This window comes from Vibrio sp. YT-17 (assembly GCF_033337375.1).
Lineage (GTDB): Bacteria > Pseudomonadota > Gammaproteobacteria > Enterobacterales > Vibrionaceae > Vibrio > Vibrio alginolyticus.
This window is the reverse complement of record NZ_JAWOQP010000005.1, coordinates 106,009-123,916: the sequence shown is the minus strand read 5'-3', so window position 1 is coordinate 123,916 and position 17,908 is coordinate 106,009. Positions and strand designations below refer to the sequence as shown.

At 43.6% G+C, this 17,908-nt stretch carries 17 protein-coding genes and 2 pseudogenes; 8 read left to right on the top strand and 11 right to left on the bottom strand.

The window, feature by feature from the left end:
• Positions 1-69 precede the first annotated feature (69 nt).
• The 3 genes from flgM to R7F67_RS07045 are packed head-to-tail and all read left to right on the top strand — an operon-like array spanning position 70 to position 1,536.
• Entirely contained in the window at positions 70-351 is a 282-nt protein-coding gene (flgM, locus tag R7F67_RS07055; RefSeq protein WP_318057121.1) for a flagellar biosynthesis anti-sigma factor FlgM, read from the top strand.
• A 20-nt stretch (positions 352-371) separates the two neighbouring features.
• Entirely contained in the window at positions 372-809 is a 438-nt protein-coding gene (flgN, locus tag R7F67_RS07050; protein ID WP_005374018.1) for a flagellar export chaperone FlgN, read from the top strand.
• Positions 790-1,536 (top strand): lytic transglycosylase domain-containing protein, encoded by a 747-nt coding sequence (locus R7F67_RS07045; protein ID WP_025768021.1) that lies wholly within the window; start codon positions 790-792, stop codon positions 1,534-1,536. Before flgN ends, R7F67_RS07045 begins: the two co-directional genes overlap by 20 nt.
• 435 nt (positions 1,537-1,971) lie before the next feature.
• Here the strand turns inward: R7F67_RS07045 and R7F67_RS07040 are convergent, their stop codons facing one another.
• Positions 1,972-2,490 carry an NUDIX hydrolase gene (locus R7F67_RS07040; RefSeq protein WP_017635106.1) on the bottom strand — a complete coding sequence of 173 codons (519 nt, stop codon included), beginning with the start codon at positions 2,488-2,490 and terminating at the stop codon, positions 1,972-1,974.
• 277 nt (positions 2,491-2,767) lie between these two features.
• Between R7F67_RS07040 and R7F67_RS07035 the strand changes: the two genes are divergently transcribed.
• Positions 2,768-3,034, top strand: coding sequence for a DUF333 domain-containing protein (locus R7F67_RS07035; protein ID WP_005374023.1), 267 nt, complete (start codon positions 2,768-2,770; stop codon positions 3,032-3,034).
• Between the two features lie 249 nt (positions 3,035-3,283).
• Positions 3,284-3,940: a hypothetical protein gene (locus R7F67_RS07030; RefSeq protein WP_005374025.1), complete on the top strand. Its 657-nt coding sequence runs from the start codon at positions 3,284-3,286 to the stop codon at positions 3,938-3,940.
• Here the strand turns inward: R7F67_RS07030 and R7F67_RS07025 are convergent.
• Entirely contained in the window at positions 3,930-4,772 is an 843-nt protein-coding gene (locus R7F67_RS07025) for a YdcF family protein (RefSeq protein ID WP_318057120.1), read from the bottom strand. The two genes, R7F67_RS07030 and R7F67_RS07025, sit on opposite strands and share 11 nt — an antisense overlap.
• Before the next feature lie 131 nt (positions 4,773-4,903).
• Between R7F67_RS07025 and R7F67_RS07020 the strand changes: the two genes are divergently transcribed.
• Positions 4,904-6,274 carry an L-serine ammonia-lyase gene (locus R7F67_RS07020; protein ID WP_005374028.1) on the top strand — a complete coding sequence of 457 codons (1,371 nt, stop codon included), beginning with the start codon at positions 4,904-4,906 and terminating at the stop codon, positions 6,272-6,274.
• Positions 6,275-6,395: 121 nt separating this feature from the next.
• Here R7F67_RS07020 and R7F67_RS07015 read toward each other — a convergent pair whose 3' ends face one another.
• Entirely contained in the window at positions 6,396-6,632 is a 237-nt protein-coding gene (locus R7F67_RS07015; protein WP_005374030.1) for a hypothetical protein, read from the bottom strand.
• Between the two features lie 248 nt (positions 6,633-6,880).
• Between R7F67_RS07015 and R7F67_RS07010 the strand changes: the two genes are divergently transcribed.
• Positions 6,881-7,756, top strand: coding sequence for a LysR family transcriptional regulator (locus R7F67_RS07010; RefSeq protein WP_047102796.1), 876 nt, complete (start codon positions 6,881-6,883; stop codon positions 7,754-7,756).
• A gap of 68 nt (positions 7,757-7,824) precedes the next feature.
• Here R7F67_RS07010 and R7F67_RS07005 read toward each other — a convergent pair whose 3' ends face one another.
• From R7F67_RS07005 to R7F67_RS06970, 8 genes and pseudogenes are all read right to left on the bottom strand, one after another.
• The gene (locus tag R7F67_RS07005) at positions 7,825-8,694 is read right to left on the bottom strand and encodes a LysR substrate-binding domain-containing protein (protein WP_318057119.1); all 870 of its coding nucleotides are present in this window, start codon (positions 8,692-8,694) and stop codon (positions 7,825-7,827) included.
• 200 nt (positions 8,695-8,894) lie between these two features.
• The gene (locus R7F67_RS07000) at positions 8,895-9,875 is read right to left on the bottom strand and encodes an OmpA family protein (RefSeq protein ID WP_005374035.1); all 981 of its coding nucleotides are present in this window, start codon (positions 9,873-9,875) and stop codon (positions 8,895-8,897) included.
• A 455-nt stretch (positions 9,876-10,330) separates the two neighbouring features.
• Positions 10,331-11,455, bottom strand: a complete 1,125-nt coding sequence (locus tag R7F67_RS06995) for a M14-type cytosolic carboxypeptidase (RefSeq protein WP_017819760.1) — start codon at positions 11,453-11,455, stop codon at positions 10,331-10,333.
• A gap of 113 nt (positions 11,456-11,568) precedes the next feature.
• Complete coding sequence (locus tag R7F67_RS06990; protein WP_017635100.1) at positions 11,569-12,969, bottom strand: FAD-dependent oxidoreductase; 1,401 nt, start codon at positions 12,967-12,969, stop codon at positions 11,569-11,571.
• A 116-nt stretch (positions 12,970-13,085) separates the two neighbouring features.
• Positions 13,086-13,833: pseudogene (locus R7F67_RS06985) on the bottom strand (IS5 family transposase).
• Between the two features lie 122 nt (positions 13,834-13,955).
• Positions 13,956-15,494 carry a hypothetical protein gene (locus R7F67_RS06980; RefSeq protein ID WP_155489403.1) on the bottom strand — a complete coding sequence of 513 codons (1,539 nt, stop codon included), beginning with the start codon at positions 15,492-15,494 and terminating at the stop codon, positions 13,956-13,958.
• A 165-nt stretch (positions 15,495-15,659) separates the two neighbouring features.
• Positions 15,660-15,994: pseudogene (locus R7F67_RS06975) on the bottom strand (transposase); the annotation flags it as partial.
• A gap of 207 nt (positions 15,995-16,201) precedes the next feature.
• Positions 16,202-16,561 (bottom strand): DUF3316 domain-containing protein, encoded by a 360-nt coding sequence (locus tag R7F67_RS06970; RefSeq protein ID WP_054576176.1) that lies wholly within the window; start codon positions 16,559-16,561, stop codon positions 16,202-16,204.
• Between the two features lie 412 nt (positions 16,562-16,973).
• On the opposite strand from R7F67_RS06970, the gene R7F67_RS06965 reads away from it, so the two are divergent.
• Positions 16,974-17,900 (top strand): VirK/YbjX family protein, encoded by a 927-nt coding sequence (locus R7F67_RS06965; RefSeq protein ID WP_005384371.1) that lies wholly within the window; start codon positions 16,974-16,976, stop codon positions 17,898-17,900.
• Positions 17,901-17,908: the final 8 nt, after the last annotated feature.

Genomic DNA, 17,908 nt, shown 5'->3' with positions numbered 1-17,908 from the left:
AAAAATATTTAATGTTTATCACATTCTAACCGCCTACTTAATTTAGAACATGATGATGAGGACCACAGCATGAAAATCGACAAAGTCGCGGGCGGTCATGTCCCACAAACAAAATTACAGCAAGCAAGCAAACAGCCTCTCGACGTCGTCGAACAGAGCAAAGTACACGAGCCTGCATTTCAAGCGAATACCGTAGCGATAGATCGCGCTCAAGCTGAAATGGCATCACTACCTGATGTTGATATGGAAAAAGTAGAACAAGTACGCAACGCATTAGCGCGTGGTGAACTTAGCCTAGATACAAAAGTGCTATCCAAGGCAATCATGCAGTTCCATGCAGGTCACGAGTAATAAAACGCTAGGAAGACATCATGGCAAGCGCAGTATCGCAGCGAATTCAACAATTTGTTCGCTCTATATCTGAGGATATTAAGCTTTATCAACAACTGCTTCCTTTGCTTCAGCAGCAAAAGGTATTGTACTTAAAGTTTGATGGAGAGGCACTGAACGACAATGTTCAGAAACAAATGCCGATACTCAATAAACTCAGCCGCTCCGCCAATGACAGAAGCCAGTGTATGCGAGCGCTGGGGTTAGCGTGTAATGACGCCAGCGTAAAACGAATTTTCAATGCTTTGCCTGCCCAAATAGGTATGCAAGCTAGAAAACAATGGGCGCTATTGGAAACGTTGGTAAGTCAGTGCCAACAATACAATCAGAGCAATGGCCACAGCTCTGCGGCGTTCCATGAGTTGGTCAGTCAACTCAAACAACCTGTGCAACACACTTATGAAGATAAATCGTTCTAAACGATGTTCGTCTTGCCTACAGATTCAGTCGCCATCTCGGCTGAGTACTGTAGGCCTTTTTATTTTTATTGCCTTTCTGTCCTACCTTCCATTCACATGCCAGGCAAAACCAAATGCTGTCGATATTCAAACGCAGTATCAAGTATTAGCCCCATACAAGCCACAAATTGCCAAGCGTCTCGATTCATCCAAGCCGGTAATTAACCACATTTTCAAACAGCTTCAAAACCACTCATTACCAAATAGCCTAGCCTTAGTGCCAATGTTAGAATCTTCTTACAACCCCAAAGCCGTTTCTCACGCTAACGCCGCCGGACTTTGGCAGCTGATACCAGCCACAGCGAAACGATTCGGATTAACGATAAATACAAAACAAGACGATCGCTTTGACACAGAAGCCAGCACAACGGCCGCGCTCAAGTACCTGGCGTTTTTATACAACAAATTCGATCAAAATATGGCTCTCACTTTAGCTGCATACAATGCCGGAGAAGGACGTGTTGCACGTGCTATTCAGCGAGCAGGAAGTCGAGATTTCCAACAACTCACGCTGCCTAACGAGACTCGCCAATACGTCAGCCGCTTCTATGCATTGGAAAAGTTGATAGATATCGGTCAGTTACAATCCTCATCATTTCAACCTTTACTCTTGTTTGCTCCAGACACTCCTATGATTTCACAACCGCTGGTCGACTTTAGCCGACTGCCTCCGCTAGTTAATTTGTGATAAAAGCTACGACAGAGCTCAATGTCAGAGAAACGTAAAATCACAAGATCCTGTTCGGCGGATTTGAAAACTCGTGATCTCTATGCAAACGTGTGCAAAAAAGTTGAGGTAAGGTATCTCAAAGATAAGAAAGAGTAGTGGTTTACTAAAAAGCGCCCCAATTGCGCTTGGCAATTGGGTAGATATGCGTCACATTGCGTTTGCAAAAAAACATGAAAACCAATGGTCAGACCTAATAATTATTTACACACTAAATGTAAAACAGCTATTGTTTTCATAGTTCGAAACAAATCTAACATATCAAGATGACGCTTCGCTTGCGCGTCTGGAATAAGTCCGGGTTCCGGGGGGGAGTCCGGACTTTTTTATTGCTCTAAAATCTTTGCCCACAATAGAGCCAACAGAAGCTAAGTCGTAATGATGCAAACTAGCTGTTTATAGTAATTCTTTAGAAATCAACTGAAGTAAAAACGTTTCGCGCTCAATGCTCATGCCTTTTTTCGGGCTTTCTGCCATCGTTTTTTCATTGTGTGCAATTGCTTCGTGTACGTTCATCCATACCGGGCGCATTCCATTTTTAACTTCGTAATCTTCATACGCCGTTTCGCCTAGCTCACGTTCGATTTTACATGTATAACAATACGACACCATGTGCATCACGTCAGCGTCATCCTTGTACCACGGACGAAACTCCTCAAAGATTCCGAAAGGCTTAATACCATGTATATTTTGGGCGCCCGTTTCTTCCTCTAATTCACGGACTAATCCAGCAATGACATCTTCACCATCATCAATACCACCGCCTGGTAGCGTGTAGTCATGGTAACGTTCTGTATAGAGCAACAGCACATCTTCACCATCAAGTACAATGGCTCGCGCTGCATTGCGCTGAAAAACAATTTTGTCATCCAAATGCTCTATGTCTGGATGAACGGTCGATTTTAAATGTCTCATCGAAAATACCACGGTCAATGTTTTGTGCGCATATTACCGAATTTCACACTTTAAATCATTGTTGTAGGCCAGGTACGTTCGAGCGCTTGTCAGGAAGTGATTGATATGACCTTCACAACAATACGCCAAGAACAGAAGTGTGACGTGCTAATCAGCAATAAATGAGAATATCTAAATTCTTATACGTCCCTCTTACTTTTAACATCGATAAGACAATAATCTCTTAAAGTTGCCTATAATCAATACAATACTCGCCCACCCCATGCGGAGATAAAGAATGAAAAAGACAAATTTAATGATGGCTATGGCTGCAACATTGGTACTGGCTGGTTGTTCAACTTACGAGGGAGCGACCCGATCAACTGAGTATACCTCCGTTGCAAATCCCGCAGCCGTATACTGTGTTCAGCAAGGTGGTGAGCTGGATACCGTGTCGGAAAACGGCGAACGTGTCACTTACTGTGTGCTGTCGGACAATGAACGCGTCGAGCAATGGGAATACTATCGCGAGAATCACAAAGAAAATGAGGGTGACAACTACTAATTATTTTTGTCGATACGTCACCTTCCCTCTATCACTTAGGAGCCTTTGGGCTCCTTTTTTATTTGATTTATCAAAGTGTTCTTACGTTGTTTTTACATATCTCTGACTTTACCGCACATCGACCCTATATCGAACAGTGTTCTATTCTTGACATTCCCCTGACATAACTTTCCACTTGGACAATAAAATTCCAAACACAGATCACACTAATTCACATTTCTTCCACATTTTCTGGGACAGGTGAGCAAGATGAAAACACAAATAGTAAAAGAAGCCGAGTCAGCCCCAAGCAACGTTGTTACTGAAAAATCAAAGCGCATTATTTATAAATCGAGTTTAAACGCCTTGATGATTGTCGCTATAAGTATTCTCGTTAACCTTAGTCTTCGTCTTGATTATGTCGTGTTGGGATCAAGCCTTGGCGAGCTTTCCGTTACAGAAACGCTCCAGCTTGTGATGCTTGCTATTGCATCATGGTCGTTTTTCAGCTTATCGAAACAACAGCCTCAGCTAAAGCATGCGGCTATTTTGATTGCAGGATTTTTTGCAGTACTGATTATTCGCGAAACGGACTATTGGACAGACATGATTCATCATGGCTCTTGGGTTTTCCCAGCACTTGCTGTCACCGCACTGGCTTGCGCCAAAGCTTACCAAGGTGGTAAAGGTACCATGAACGAAATGGCGACCATTTTAACGGTGCCACATATGAAGCTATTAGTTGGTGCTGTAATGCTATTATTAGTCTTCTCTCGTTTGTATGGTATGGGTAGTTTTTGGCAACAAGTGATGGACGAAAATTACATCCGTGATGTTAAAAATATCTCAGAAGAAGGTATAGAACTGCTTTGCTACTGTTTGATCGCATTAAGCGCCGTCCGCACAAAACGCGAGCTTAATGAATAGACTCTGGGTCAAAGCGACGGTTCAATGCCGTCAGTATCGGATGGAAGATACTTAATGCCTTTTCCGCAGCACCTACAGATTCATCCAAGGCCGTCATTTCGACGGCCTTTTTCATTTCTTCAATATGTTGCAAAGCCTCTTTATCGAGCGGTAAAGAGAGCAATTTGTAAATAGCATCTCTTGCGATCATCAGTGGCTTTTTTCGGACAATTGATAAATCTCGGAAAAATGCGCCATGCTTGATCCCTTCTAAATAAACTCGGTAGGTTGTGAGTTCATCGAGTAGCAAGAATGTCTCCGCCATAAGCCCTTTATGTGGGTATGGCACGCTAATATGTTTGCTGATATCCAGTGGAATATTGAGGGTCACCCCCATGGATTCGCAATCGGATTTAAGTACTCGTAATAAGCCTTGCTCATCCATCAAATTCTGGATATCAATGATTCGTTCGAGGTGGTAGTCATTAGACAGCAAGATAACCTCAACCGGATGCCCCGACCATAACTCGAACAACCCACTTTTGCACAAAACTTGGGAAACATAACGCATGTTTTGAAACGTGTTCAACGACTCCGTTTCTAAGAGTATATGACGTTCAGGGAACGGATTCACAGAGTCTGCGTTTAGGGTTCTAAAATACGCGTACATCGCCTCTGCTTCAGAAACACTTTGTCCTTGCGTTACTCCGCCACAAAAAATAATCGCCGTTCGCTCTGTCGGTAGTGATGCAGTCCTACAAGACAAAGCTTCGACTCTTGTTATGCCCTCAGAGGTCAACCTGTTATTGACGAGGCGTTTACCTAAAACGATGACGATGTTGTCTAACTTCATTTTAAAATCTCGCGCTTAGTTGGCAGTGTTACAAAAATCTTCTTTCACTCCCGACCCACAAGCTTTAACATCTAGTTAACAACACTGTTCTAGAGACCTTTATAAAGGTTCACTGCTAAAGGAAGTCAATTATGCTGTCGATTTTCGATATATTTAAAATTGGTGTCGGGCCATCCAGCTCCCACACTAATGGTCCTATGCTTGCCGGATTCCATTTCACTCAGCTAGTTAGCGACTCTATGGCGAAAGTGCATCGGGTGCAAGTGGACCTTTATGGCTCATTGTCACTGACAGGTAGAGGGCACCATACAGACCGAGCCACGGTCCTTGGTTTGATGGGAAATAAACCTGATACCATCAAAATGAGCAGTGCCAAAAGTGCGCTACAAAATACCATAGACAATAATACGCTCATGCTCGCCGGTACACACCAGATTGAGTTTAGCTACGACCATGACATCGTCTTTCATAGCGACAACCTTCCCCTGCATGAAAATGGCATGACGATTACGGCATTAGACGCAGCTGGAGATCAAGTAGCGTTTGAAATTTATTACTCCATTGGGGGCGGATTCATCGCCACCGCCGACGAACTAGAGAACGGCACGCAACAAAATGAGGTCGCAGTACCATTTCCGTTTACATCCGCAGATGAGATGCTGGAAAAAGCCGAGACGAACGGTTTCAGCTTGGGAGGCATGATCCTCCAAAACGAACTCGCATTTCGCTCAGACGAAGAAATTAACCAAAGAGCAGAGCAAATTTGGAAAGTGATGTCGCTCTGCATGCAACGTGGTTTCGATACGGAAGGGATTTTGGAAGGTGGTCTAAATGTCACTCGTCGAGCACCAAACCTTTTGAAAAAGCTCGAAGCCAACGCTGCAGTTGAAAACGATCCGATGGAGATCATGGATTGGATCAATCTCTTTGCCTTTGCGGTTAGTGAAGAAAATGCAGCAGGAGGGCAAGTCGTCACTTCTCCAACGAATGGTGCAGCAGGAGTGATTCCGGCGGTATTGATGTACTACCATCGCTTCATCAAAGAGCTCGATGTTAAACAGCTAAAAGACTTTCTCGCAGTCGCCGGCGCTATCGGCATCTTATATAAAACTAACGCGTCAATTTCTGGTGCAGAAGTGGGGTGTCAGGGAGAAGTTGGGGTTTCTTCATCCATGGCTGCCGCTGGCTTAACAGCGCTAAGAGGGGGCAGTAACGAGCAGATTTGTATTGCTGCGGAAATTGCGATGGAGCATTCATTGGGTATGACTTGTGACCCGATTGGCGGCTTGGTTCAAGTACCTTGTATTGAAAGAAATGCCATGGGAGCAATGAAAGCGATTAATGCATCGCGTATGGCATTAAAGCGCACAAGTAAATGCTTAATTTCGTTAGATAAAGTTATCGAAACCATGTATCAGACTGGTAAAGATATGAATAAAAAATACCGTGAAACCTCTTTGGGGGGCTTAGCTGTCATTCATATGGCACCGCCATGCGAATAATGGCAAGTGGTCATTGCGCTTAGCTTCTCACCATACGCTTATCTGGTAATTATGATCTGATGATATTACATATAGAAATGCCGCGTTCTTCGCGGCATTTTCTTAACAAGAAACTATTCGATTAATCACGTCGACCACGAAGTTCAATTTTTTGAGTTGCAGCATCCGAATGGATTGTTACACCGCCATAGGCCATTTCATTGCGACCCTTCAGCGTCAATTGAGAATCTGCACGCTCTACGTCAACCTGATTTTTCGTTGCCATCGTCATATCAATCGTGCCCGTGTATGACCCATCGCCAGCAAATGCTACGTTTGTTGAGCAAACCATCAAAACAAGTGCGATTAGTTTTTTCATACATCACCTCTATTATCGTTCTTACTTTCTTTCGGTGGAAAAACTGTAACAACAGAAACGCGCTCATACGAGGAAAGCCATTATTTACCAAATGGAAATCCATGCTAATAAACTGATGTAACCAAGAATAACTTATCGTTACCTTCAATAAATCAGGGATAAGGCAGCAACTTAAATTGACCAAGCGTTGTCTTTTCTTAAGAAATTCAGCGATATGATTTGTCGACAAAAGCCAAGCGAGACAATGTATGAGCGTTAATCTGGATATTCAAAATATTTTGGTATTAAAACGGATGTATGAGTTACGTAACGTCCGGTTAGTCGCAGAATCACTCGGTAAAACGTCAGGAGCAATCAGCAAAAATCTGACAAAGATGAAAACTCAGCTCAATGATCCGCTATTCGTTCAGACCAAAAATGGCTTTGAACCAACAGCTTTTGTGGAAGCGAACATTGCGCATTTTGAGCAAATAATCAACAGTATTGATTCCATCAAACCACAGCATTTTTCACCAGCTCATTTTGACGGCTCAATCACTATTTATGCCAACACATTATTTTGGGAGTACTTCGGTGACAAGTTTTACTTGGAGTTACTAAAGCACGCTCCAGAAGCAAAATTCTCATGTTTGCGCTGGGGTAGCGAAGCAAAAAAACGATTAATTGACGGTGAAAACGCCATTGCGATTCATTACTTTGATGAAGATCTGCCACAGTCAATTGTTCAGACCGAACTGGGGCGAGGAAAAGCGGTATTTTTTGTTCGACAAGATCATCCCGCTCAAAACTCCCAAGAGCTAGAAGAATACCCTTTTATACTTTTTAAAACGCCGGGATGGAACGACTACCGATACCCTGTGTTGGAAAGGCTCAAACATATGGGTTTTAGAACCACACCTAAAGTGGAAATTGAGCACCCAGCGATGATTCAAAAAGTGCTTTTGCAAACGAATCATTTTGGCATAACGATGAGTGGACATGTTCCTAAGGGTTGCCGAAGTATCGCGCTTCCTGCTGGGCTAGAGCTTGATGTTCGCTACGTGATGAGCTGTCGTCGCTCTCAACAGCAAGCTCCGGTAAATCAGTGGTTATTAGATGTCATTAAGCATGTCGCTCAGTCCTAGACTGATGACTTGCTACTGCTAATAATAGCCAAACCACACATGCGCTCTACTCACTCGCTGAACGAACATTAAAGACTCTGTATTAACCATTGAGCAAAGGTGTTTACGTGTGATTTTTCGGATGCTCGAACCATCATATAATGTGCACCAGAACTTGGCATATGCCAAGTTCCAACCTGGACTAATACGCCCTGTTGCAGCTCATCCTCAACAAGAAAGTCTCTTACCAACAACACGCCAAGTTGATTCATCGCAGCATGAATAGCAAGCAATGAATGCTCAAACTCGGCGACGACTTTGCTCACCTTCCCTTGATAACCTTGGTGCGCAAGCCAATCTTGCCAAGATTCATGATAACCGCTAGTACAGATTTTAGGCACTTTAGCTAACTGCGAGAGGTCATTTATCGGGTTTAAATGCATAAAGCCCGGGCTTGCGACAACGATCCAGTTTTCTTGGGTTAATCGTATGGCTTCTTGCTCTTGCCAATCTCCATCTCCGTTAATAATTTCGATATCCGCAATTGCACTGGCGTTTGGAACTGTATTAGCAGTGGTCGAGATTTTAAAGGAAATGTCTGGGAATTGTCGCTGAAAATCAGCCAATCTTGGCATTAACCACTGAGAGCAAAAGCTGTGAGCGACATGTAAGTTAACTTGCGTATTCTTGGGACGAGTAAATAAATGCTGCGTCGTGGTCGATAATGTTTGAAGCACATGATTAACCACAGGCCAGTATTCTTTTGCGGAGCAGGTCAGCGTAAGGTGAGTGCCCTTGCGCTCGAATAACGTCGCATTGAGCTGTGACTCTAGCGATTTCACCTGTTGGCTTACGGCCGCACGAGTCACATTTAGCTCCTCTGCGGCTTTTGTAAAACTCTGTAGTCGCGCCGTGGCTTCAAAAGCTCGGAGCAAATTGAGCGGCGGTAAACTTTGCATATCATTCTCCCAAACACTTGGCTGTCATGCTATGAACTGGTGATGACAAATTGATGAAGGTGCTGAGTTTACGTATGTTGAGCACATGTCAAAGCGTCCCGATATAACTATGTTTCTACACAACTACTGAGTTAGTTAAGCGGGATCAAAAAAGCCAGCGTGATACACGCTGGCTTTTGGAACTTTATCTTAAGCAGGAATTATTCTGCTTTTTCAGTTGTTTGGTATTCAAACGCAGGAACAACCACTTCAACACGACGGTTCATTTGACGACCTTGACGTGTTTCGTTGCTTGCCACTGGGTTAGCTTCACCCATGCCTTTCACTGTCATACGCTCAGCCGCAATACCTTTTGCTTGGAACTCGTCAGCAACGGCTTTCGCACGTTTTTCTGTGAGTTGCTTGTTGTAAGCCGCAGAACCTGTCGTATCGCTGTAACCCGTGATCTCAACTTGAGCTTGTGGGTAAGTATTCATCAAATCAACGGTACCAGAAAGGTTCGACGCGTCTTTCACTTCTGCACTTTCTAAGTCGAATTGTACTGTCGCTGTTGTTTGAGCAGGGTAAACATGATCTACAATGCGTGTTGCAGGACGTGCTTCTACTACCTCTTCAACGGCTTTTTCTTGAACGACAGGCTCAGAACCAAACTTGTAGTTGAAACCAATACCGAAGAAATCTGAATCCATGTCTTCAATTACATCATCAGACATATCTTGGTAGCGTTGGTATTCAGCACGTAGGCTCCAGTTGTAGTTGATTTGGTATTCAGCACCCAGAGAGCCAGTTGGTACGAAATCTTTCTCGTCACCAGCCATCATGTATGCAGCACCAACTTTCGCGAATAGATTCCAAGAATCCGTTAGTGGTAGGTTAAATTTAGGAGCAAGCGTCAACGCCCAAAGGTCACCATCAACGGTGTTTAGGCCAGGCTTTTTGAAGTTTGCAGTGAAGTCACCAAGGTAATCAACACCATACTCTGCTGCAACGTACTTGTTGAAGCTGTAGCCTAAATGCATAGATGCTGCAAAACTGTCGTCGTCACAAGGTTCGTTTAGGTAACACGCATCGTTTAGAGAGTTGTAACCTACTTTACCGCCCATGTAAGTGTCAGCAAGTGCAACGTTTGAGATCACACCACCAGCAAGTACAGTAGCCACTGCTATAGCGATTTTTTTCATTATTCTTTTCCTTTTTCTTGTACACAAAGCAACACACCGCGGCAGCATACTGCCGTAAAATATGAAGCCGTAACTTTCTCTTTTCTTCGAATAGAAATAGCTAAATAGCGTAGGAAAGAATCAAAAATGATATTCAAACGCCAATGACGTAAAACGGAAAAAGGTAACCTCAAGACCATCTATTCATGAGCTTCATCCGCATACCCAACCGAAAAATAAAGCTCGTTGCGTTGGTTTAGCCATAGTCAATTCGTTGCGGAGAATATCACAAAGAAGCCAACTTTCTGTGACGCAAATCACCATAAAAAGCCACTTTCTCAAATTTAAGAATCATCATTTAAGCTTGTGAATGGCAACAAATTTTTACAGGGGAGCGTGGATATGGAGAGCACAAAAAAACAGCTCATTTAAAATGAGCTGTTTTCGAAATAATGAAAAAGCGTTAACTCGTCGCGCTAAATTTTATCCGCTACGGTTAACGTTGCAGCTAATACATCTTGTCCAAACAAGACACTACGCTCAGGAGACCAACCGTAAAGTGGATCTGGGTGATTGTTGTTATCTTTAAATGGCATTTCGATTGTGTAAGACAAGCATTTGAACTGCTCTGCAACCCAATTTGAACCCACAGTCAAATTCGCTTTACCAGGCTCATCTTTATCGTAACCAATCTCATCTTGGAACTCTGGCGTAATAGTCAGTAACGCTTGCTTAAATGATGTCTCTAAAGCGGCAAGATTTTCATCGTAAGAAGGAATACCTTCTGAGCCAGCGACGAAGTTATACGGAATCGCTTCATCGCCATGAATATCTAAAAACATGTCAACACCCGTTTCCAGCATGCGCTGACGCACAAGGTAGACTTCTGGGCTCTTTTCCATTGATGGCGTTTGCCATTCACGATTTAGGTTTACGCCTACTGCGTTGGTACGCAAGTGACCGCGAATACCACCGTCTGGGTTCATGTTTGGTACGACGTAAAGCACCGCTTTTTCAAGCAATGCACGCGCAACCGTGTCGTTTTCATCTAACAGACGTTGGATCATACCTTCCATGAACCATTCCGCCATTGTCTCACCTGGGTGCTGACGTGCAATCATCCAGATTTTCTTTTTACCTTCTTCTGGCTCACCGAAAGTAAGCAAGCTCATGTCGTTGCCGTCTAATGTGTGGCCTAGTGTTTCAAGTTGGCAGTGGTGCGCGCTTTGTGCCATGTGTAACAAGTCTAAATGACGATCGTACGTGTATGGCGCAAAGTACGCGAAGTAAATTGAGCTGCGCTCAGGGATTACAGTGAAAGTCAGCGTGTCGCCATCGAACTCTGCCGGTACTCGGAACCATTCTTCACGATCGTAAGACGCAACCACATCGTAACCTTGCCATCCTTCTGGATAAGCCGATTTAGCCAAATCAAGCAATTTGATGGTGTGCGATTGCTCAGCTTCTGTCTCAAGACGGAAGTGGAACCACTGGTAGAATTCCGACATATTGTCGTTAGGAATTTTGAGTTGGATGTCGTTTTTGTCGTCCGCTTTCACTACGTGAATGCTGCCGCTATCGAAGTTGCTGAATACTTTCATTTTATGACTCACCTTTTAAATCTGAGCTTGAAAGACAGAGGCTAACACAAGGCTTCATCGCGCCCCAATGACTTTCACTGCAAACTGTCTCGTTTGTGGCTAAAGTCTTCAGTTTAGTCAAGCTTATCCGCTTTGCCTGCTGGTCCCGCGAGTTTTGCTAGCCACTTATCCCAGATGAATGGCGTCTGCTCGTTATCTTCTGCTTCCTCTTTGCGACGTACCGCGTTGCGCACTATCATAGCCCCGGTCCAGCGAAGCGGTTCTGGCGGGAAACACCCCAACGGTCCTTTGGCTAAACCACTGTTCGTCCACTCGTTATCGATTCCCAATATCAATGAAGATAGGATCTTTCCGCCCATTCGAGTCTGCGCTACACCATTGCCTGAATAACCAAATCCGTAAAAGATATTGCTCTGTTTATCTAGCTCGCCGAAAAAAGGGAAACCAGTAGCAGAACGATCAGAGCCCCCCGTCCATGAATAAGCAAACTCCTCCCCTCTCAAATGAGGAAACAACTTATCGAACGACTTGCGCAGTAGACCTTGGTAGCGTGTTGGCTTGTTAAACATTGCGTCAACTTGGTTATTGAAAGAAAACTGATTGCCGCCTTTCCCCAACATCAAACGGCCATCTGGCGTATCTCGGTAATAGTGGACGAAGATACGTGAATCCAACACGCTAGAACCTGCCTGCCAACCAGATAGAGGTAGTGCGTCACCAAGCGGCCTGGTGATCACCATGTCGGAAGAGACCACCACGATACTGTTTTTGAACTGTTTAAACTGCTCCACCATCCATGCATTTAATGCCAATACCACCTGCTGCGCTTGAATGTTTCCTTTAGGTGTACAGACAATGGCAGGTTTTCCATAATCTAGACGCGTCATCGGCGTGTCCTCATAAACTTCTACACCCAGATCAATAGCAACACGGCGTAACCCTCTCGCTAATAATGCAGGTTGAACGCTGGCTGCAACTGGAGAGTGAAAGCCTTCTATATGTCGAGGTGAACCCGCATTGGCACGCAGTTCCTCCACCGAGCAACGACGCCAACTGTTCACTTCTAATCGCTTTAACTCGTCCACAACTGGCTGCATTCCCCCAGTTTGAGCCTGATTGGTTGCAGTGTAATAAACCCCTTTCAACGATAAGTGCGCATCGATGTTGTGCTGCTGACAAAAGTCGTCAATCTCGAGCACTGCTTGTTCCGACTCTTTTACTAACCAAGCAGCATGTTCTTCACCGAATAACCGTTTCAATGTCGGAAACTTGGTAGACCAAGTCAGCATACAACCGCCGTTTGCGCCCGATGCACCACTGCCACAAAGGCCTTTTTCAATCACGACTACCTTTTTTTCCGGAGATTGCTGCTTAATCATAATCGCGGTCCAAAGTCCGGTGTATCCGCCACCAACAATCGCAACGTCAGTATTAATGTTCTGCTGTAACGGTTGTGGCGTTTCTGGTTGCTCAGCTTCAATTGCCTGCTTGAACCAATATGAATGATGTGTCATCGGGTATCCTTTGTAGAAGTGACGCACACAACCGTGCTTTGTCACCACTTTACAAACCTACCGAATATTCAACGAGCTAGAAAAACTTACGCTGAGCATTAGAAAATATTTAGCTCCTATCCCAAAAGGGGTTTATTCCAAACAATGAGGCCACAAGCAAAATGCGACATGGCCTCGTAGTTTTCTATTTCTTATCCCAACGAACAAGCAATCTACGATAATGGTTTAACCAGCTATGGGTTCGCTCCACTACCCAACTATGAGCCTTAAAATCATCCGATTGTTTTAAGCTAGCTGCCTCTTCTTCTCGTGATTGAACATGAGGGATGTAGTTCAAAGTAACCAGTTCATCATGTAACCTCTGTCGAGATACAGTGGCGCTTGTAAAGGTGGTCGATAGCTTTCTAATGCATCTAAAGTTTGAAGTACCCATTTGATATCGTGAACGTTGGCACCACGCTGACTACAGCAAGTGGCAATCCATTCGCATCCGTCAACAAACTGCGTTTTATGCCTTGTTTTTGGGTTCTTTGCTGTTTTTTTGAGCCAGATAAAGGCACTTTAGTTTGGCAGCCATCCATTGATATAGAGCGCCAATCAACACCAACGTAAATCATGCCATTTTGCCAAAATCACTCAAAAACGCCTGCATCTCGCCACTCTTGAAAGCGACGATGTGCGAAGCTAGAGGTACAAATGCCCGTTGCGTTAAGCGCATTCCACTGACAACCAGTTCTAAAGACAAAAAGAATGCCGTTCATCGCATCACTATTATCGACTCGTTTTCGATGCGTACCGAAGGATGGTTAGTCTTATGAACGGGCAACAATGGCTCAATTTTTCCCAGAGCACATTAAAGATCAGGTATTATGTTGAACTCATTTACAGTATTTTCAATAGGTGTTGATTTAGCTCAGGCAACACCTATTGAGATAGGTTCTTAGCTCGAGGGCTGCGATATCACTTGGGAAGTCGACGATTGATTATTACATGGGGGTCGCTAAATAGAGTTTGTCTTTGTCTCTATCGACATACACCACATAAGGGACATTGCCAACACGAAATCCATAGGGCTCAACGGCAGCTTCTATCGGAATAACTCGTTCGATTTTACGGTTGAGTAAATCAACTCGCCAGATGCAGGCATAGGCTGATGAGTTATCAAAATAGATTTCATAACTATCGCCCCCCCAAGAAAGGTTATTGATCACCCAGTTTTCGTAGTGATCATTAATCAGAATGCTTTTATGGTAGGGGCTTTCAACGAGTAATTGGCCGTCATCGCTGCTTATTTGACTTTGTTGGTCGGCTGATACTAGCGGTACGGACGAATAGCGTCCTTTGTGCGGAGGTGGCACATAGGGAACCTGTACCAGAGAGGGGGATGCTGCAGTGAGATCTAGCTCAAAATAATCATCCTGTTTGTTTTTTATATACAGCAGTGATTCTTCGATACTATGGACATAGACCTGTTCAGGTGCTGTGAATACGGTCTTTTTGTTACCCGTTAGCAAATCAAGCGTCTTTATATCATTGCCAAGATTATAAATTAGCTCAATACGATCCTTATATTGAGCGACAAGGAAGTTTTCCTCACTAGCCATTTCATTGATGTCGATGAGCGCTTTATGTCCCCACCAGTTGTATGGGTCGACGGTAAAATCTGTCGTTATTGTTTTTTCTAGCTCAGTAAGGTGTTCCGGTGAGTAATCATTGTCGCTTTTGCTCTGTACCATACCGGTATTGAGCTGTGCGACTTGCTGTTGCGTTGTTTCGTTGGTTTGATAAGCGCGTAATGAATAGTATTCGGTACGTTTGTTAACGGATTGGGGTTGCAGGGGGCCTTCTGTGTTAAAGACATAGGCAACCATCATAGAGCGTTCGTCGCCAAGGAAGAGAAGACGGGTCTTGCCATCGTTGGGTATAACACCGTCGAAGGGAATGCGAATTGCTTTATTTTCGGTGTCCGCCTTTAGTAAGGTTAGTGATGTCCCTTGTGTTAATGTTTTGGGGCCAATACATTCTATCGAGTCATGATTTGCGACTTTGCCTTGCCAAGATGCCGGCACGGAAAGGAAGTTTTTGTCAAAAGCACAACTTGAGCGAGTAAGCCGTGTATCAATCCGTGATTCGGTTTGCTTAAGTGAACATAGGCCAAGGTTGGTTTGTATTGCTTGGGCGATACGGGAATGTTTCTGTAACGTATCGGCCTTAACAAGGGAGGCTATGTCGTCACATGCTTTTTGATTATCGCTCCGTGATGCCGCGAGAGAATAGTCGCTAAGCAGCCATAGTGTTTCTACTGACGGTGAATGCGCCGAAAACAAAGCTGGGCAACTATCAGCATAAAGATAAGCTGCGTAGTAGGCTGCTGTGTAATCTTTTTTCTGATAATGCTTTAAAAATAGTGCTCGCGTTTTAGCAGTGGTTGTATCGTTGCATGCATTGTTTTCCGTATTGGCTTTAAGCGCAGTGGGAAGTGCAAAAAATCCAACCATGACAAGCGGTAAGATAATTTTTCTCATTAACTGGTGTAATTGTTGTTTATGGTATCAGCACTATAACAGAAAATAGTGGCAAGGCGGTGATGTTAAGTCAGCGAAACAGAGCCAGCGAAAGAGTTGAGCAGTTTCATTCTGGTTTGTGGTCGGTATGAACAGTGCTAAGAATCAAAAGGATTGTCGCTCATAGCCAGCAAAAGGTGCTTTAGTTTGGCAGCCATTGATCTAGAACGCCAATCAACACCCTCGTAAATCAGACCATTTTGCCAAAATAGCTCAAAAACGCCTGCATCTCACCACTATTGAAAGCTACGATGCGCAGAGCTAGAGGTACAAATACCCGTTGTGTTAAGCGCATTCCATTGACAACTAGTTCTGAGAACAAAAAGAATGCCATTCATCGCATCACGATTATCGACTCGTTTTCAATGCGTACCGAGAGGATGGTTAGTCTTGTGAGCGGGCAACAATGGCTCTATTTTTTCCCAGAGCGCATCGAAGATTAGGTATTGTGTTGAACTCATTTACAGTGTTTTCAATAGGTGTTGATTTAACTCAGGCAACACCTATTGAGATAGGTTCTTACGAGATATTACATTTAAGACACACATTCATCAGGAATATATATTTAATAATAAAAAGGGGAGCAAATGCTCCCCAAAAATAATAAAACGAATTCACAACAAGGATTAAATAGGCAATAGAGTTATAAATGCTAGCGAATAAATTAATTAACGATTACCAGGTTCACGCATGCGGTACTCGTATTGAACATTGAGAATAGGCTGGTAAACAACTTGCCCGTCACTTTGCAAGAACTCATTTACCATGACTTTTGAGTCAGTGATAGAAAACGATTGGCGATCAACATACGTTGTAAGGCTCGTAAACTCATCACGGAGTTGTCCAGATGATTTATTTTGGTAGCTTTGGATCATGTCTCGGCCCATTTCATAAGCCGCTTGTTTGCTATCCATTACGTCGCCATGGATAGTTTCGGTATCGTTTGTCCACTGATAACCACTAGCAAGAGCCATAGAAGGTGCAGCAATCAGAGCAATCGTACTTGCTAAAGTTGTTAAGCGTTTCATAAACCTCTCCTTACTTACCTTTACATCGGGCCAAAATTGGCTCGATACTTATAAGGTACGTATAAAGACCTAAAACACGTCAAAACAATTTCAAATAATGTTCAATTTTCGTTCAACTTATTTCACATTAACTTAGCAACTCAACGTCATATTCAGCCGACATTCGCATTTTCTTTCTTTTGAACAATGGGTTTCAACCTGACACTTCCTTACCAAACCATACAATACCTAAGGTCAATTTTCTCTTAGAATTCCAGCAAAAGAACAGTGTTCAAAACCTTACACAAACGTCGGACACAGCAAAAATCACCTCTTTTCAGTCGTGCTTTGCATTCCTCCTTTTCGGGTTCTTCGCTGCTCGTCCGTCGGTTCTTAATTGTCGCTATTGAGCACAAGTTAATCTGGAGTGAAAATGACCGCGAACAAATCCATTTTTTACCATAGCAAATCGATTTACTCAGATGATTATGCTGATGTCTACAAGCCAATTTGGACCTACAGAGCTAAATTCATCTTACGTGCGCTTTATTACAAACGTGCATTTAAGCACCTTTCAGACAATATTGAATCGTCATTGTTAGAGTTGCTTTGTACACGTACGCATCGGTTTTTAGAGAAACCGTTTCGTCCGTATATCATCAAAAACAACTCAGCGTTCGATCGTTCTAACTTGGTAGTTGATCACTATAAAACGATTTCAGAACTGTTTTCTAAACAAACAATCGAAGAAATCTACACAGACTCGAAAGGCCTAACATTAGCCTCTTTTGAAATTGACGAAATACTGTACTCGGTGAGATTAGTATACGAAGCACGTTATCAAAAAGAAGGCGACATGAGCCTAGTGCTGCACAGCGCTGAAGATGGCAACTTCTACACGCTCTCTTTTACGCTAGGTCACATCGAATCTGGACGCAGCATTATGATTGGCGGCTTACAAGGACCGCGAAGCAGTGAAGAAAACAACGCGAAAATTAAAAAGCTAACTCGTAAGCTTTACGGACAGAGACCAAAAAGCTTGATGGTGAGCTTGCTCACTTTGCTCGCACAAATTTGGGAAGTAAATACGATTCTAGCGGTGAAAACGCAGTCCCATACTTACGCAGCTAAACGTTACAGCAAAGGGCGAATAAAAACGGATTACGATGCACTCTGGCAAGAATTGGGCGGCACCGAATACAATCGTCATTTTTACTCAATTGATGTAAATGCACCCCGTCGAGATATCGAAGGCATGTCGCGCTCTAAGCGTTCGATGTATCGTCGCCGTTATGAATGGCTAGACAACACCAAGATCACTTTCGAACAAATATTAAAAGGCGAGCAAGCTAAAAGCTAAGGAGAAAC

Coding starts and splice junctions, on each gene's coding strand:
- R7F67_RS07035 (WP_005374023.1), top strand. CDS start 2,768: ATGAAAAAGACAAATTTAATGATGGCTATGGCTGCAACATTGGTACTG.
- R7F67_RS06990 (WP_017635100.1), bottom strand. CDS start 12,969: ATGACACATCATTCATATTGGTTCAAGCAGGCAATTGAAGCTGAGCAA.
- R7F67_RS07015 (WP_005374030.1), bottom strand. CDS start 6,632: ATGAAAAAACTAATCGCACTTGTTTTGATGGTTTGCTCAACAAACGTA.
- R7F67_RS06980 (WP_155489403.1), bottom strand. CDS start 15,494: ATGAGAAAAATTATCTTACCGCTTGTCATGGTTGGATTTTTTGCACTT.
- R7F67_RS06995 (WP_017819760.1), bottom strand. CDS start 11,455: ATGAAAGTATTCAGCAACTTCGATAGCGGCAGCATTCACGTAGTGAAA.
- R7F67_RS07005 (WP_318057119.1), bottom strand. CDS start 8,694: ATGCAAAGTTTACCGCCGCTCAATTTGCTCCGAGCTTTTGAAGCCACG.
- R7F67_RS07020 (WP_005374028.1), top strand. CDS start 4,904: ATGCTGTCGATTTTCGATATATTTAAAATTGGTGTCGGGCCATCCAGC.
- R7F67_RS07000 (WP_005374035.1), bottom strand. CDS start 9,875: ATGAAAAAAATCGCTATAGCAGTGGCTACTGTACTTGCTGGTGGTGTG.
- flgM (WP_318057121.1), top strand. CDS start 70: ATGAAAATCGACAAAGTCGCGGGCGGTCATGTCCCACAAACAAAATTA.
- R7F67_RS07045 (WP_025768021.1), top strand. CDS start 790: ATGAAGATAAATCGTTCTAAACGATGTTCGTCTTGCCTACAGATTCAG.
- R7F67_RS06970 (WP_054576176.1), bottom strand. CDS start 16,561: ATGAAACGCTTAACAACTTTAGCAAGTACGATTGCTCTGATTGCTGCA.
- flgN (WP_005374018.1), top strand. CDS start 372: ATGGCAAGCGCAGTATCGCAGCGAATTCAACAATTTGTTCGCTCTATA.
- R7F67_RS07025 (WP_318057120.1), bottom strand. CDS start 4,772: ATGAAGTTAGACAACATCGTCATCGTTTTAGGTAAACGCCTCGTCAAT.
- R7F67_RS07010 (WP_047102796.1), top strand. CDS start 6,881: ATGAGCGTTAATCTGGATATTCAAAATATTTTGGTATTAAAACGGATG.
- R7F67_RS06965 (WP_005384371.1), top strand. CDS start 16,974: ATGACCGCGAACAAATCCATTTTTTACCATAGCAAATCGATTTACTCA.
- R7F67_RS07030 (WP_005374025.1), top strand. CDS start 3,284: ATGAAAACACAAATAGTAAAAGAAGCCGAGTCAGCCCCAAGCAACGTT.
- R7F67_RS07040 (WP_017635106.1), bottom strand. CDS start 2,490: ATGAGACATTTAAAATCGACCGTTCATCCAGACATAGAGCATTTGGAT.